Annotated in this window: 2 protein-coding genes; one reads left to right on the top strand and one right to left on the bottom strand. The window is 81.6% G+C overall.

Annotated features, from left to right (window positions below):
• The first annotated feature begins 149 nt into the window (after positions 1–149).
• Complete coding sequence (locus GTR00_RS26530) at positions 150–395, top strand: helix-turn-helix domain-containing protein (RefSeq protein ID WP_205706354.1); 246 nt, start codon at positions 150–152, stop codon at positions 393–395.
• A 12-nt stretch (positions 396–407) separates the two neighbouring features.
• Here GTR00_RS26530 and GTR00_RS21190 read toward each other — a convergent pair whose 3' ends face one another.
• A complete protein-coding gene (locus tag GTR00_RS21190) occupies positions 408–944 on the bottom strand; it encodes a response regulator transcription factor (protein WP_166613484.1) in 537 nt (178 codons plus the stop codon).
• Between the last annotated feature and the right edge of the window lie 287 nt (positions 945–1,231).

The raw sequence follows: 1,231 nt of genomic DNA, 5'->3' as shown, positions 1-1,231 counted from the left end.
TCCTCGGGGTGGGTGCGCCGTCGCACGGGCACGTGGCGGCGCGGGGCGGCCCCCGCCCGGGACGGGCGGAGCCTGCGAAGGCTGTGCTTCAACCCGACCACCACGCCCACCGGGCTCGTCACCACCGGGGCGGGACCGTCCTCGGGGCGGTGGCCGTCGACGAGCTCGACCGGGTGCCGCAGCACGCAGGACGTCACCATCCCACACGCCGGGTCCGCCCGAGGGGGATCCGCGCCACCGGCGTCCCGGGCCCGCGCCGGTGCCGCGCCGAGGAGCTGCTGCAGCGGGCGTGGGACGAGAACGCCGACCCCTTCACCGACGCCGTGCGCACCACCGTCTCGGCCCTGCGCGTGACGGTGCGGCTGCCCGCCGCACCCCCGCGCCCCGGCCCGTGAGGGCCGGCCGGCTCACCGGTGCTCGTGCTCCTGGCGGTTCCGGTCGCGGGGGGCGGCCCCGGCGTCGTGGTGGCCGGCGTCGTGGTGCCCCAGCAGGCTCCAGCGCTGCGCGTGCAGCACGGCCTGGGTGCGGCTGGTCGCGCCCAGCCGCCGGTACAGCCGGCCCAGGACGCGGTACACCTCGGGGGCGGGGCGCTGGTCGGCCTGCACCAGCGCCCCGGTGCTGACCCCGCACGCCAGCGCCCGCAGCCAGGCGCGCTCGCGCTCGCTGAGGTGCGCGGCGCCCGGCGGTGCGCCCGTGGGCGTGCCCGGCGCCGCGGGGCCGCTCGCCCCGCCCGCGCCGGTGGGGTCGGCGAGGTCGGCGAGGTCGGCGAGGTCGGCGAGGCCGTGGACGCTGTCCGGTGGCAGCAGGCTGTAGCCGCGCGCCGCGGCCTGGACGGTGTGCACGACCAGCTCGGCGGGGCTGTCCGCGGCCAGCGCGCTCAGCGCCCCGGCGCGCAGCGCGGCGGCCACGGCGCGCGGGGTCAGCACCGGCACCACGCGCACCACGGCGTAACCGCCCGGCGCGTCCGGCGGTGCCGGCGGTGCCGGCGGTGCCGGCGGTGCCTGCGGTGCCGGCGGTGCCTGCGGTGCCGGCGGTGCCGGCGGTGCCTGCGGTGCCGGCGGTGCGCCGTGGTGCGCTCGGGGCACCTGCACCCGCCCGGTGCCCCGGGGGGCCGCGCGGGGCGCCTCGCGGGGGTGCGCGTCGGCGGTGAGGAGCACCGCCCGCTCGCCGGGGCGCAGGACGGGCAGGGGTTCTCCCGGGGGCACGTCGAGGACGTGCTCGGCGCCCGCGG

The organism is Kineococcus indalonis (assembly GCF_009906395.1).
GTDB classification, from domain to species: Bacteria; Actinomycetota; Actinomycetes; order Actinomycetales; family Kineococcaceae; genus Kineococcus; species Kineococcus indalonis.
This window is presented reverse-complemented; position numbering and strand designations above follow the sequence as displayed.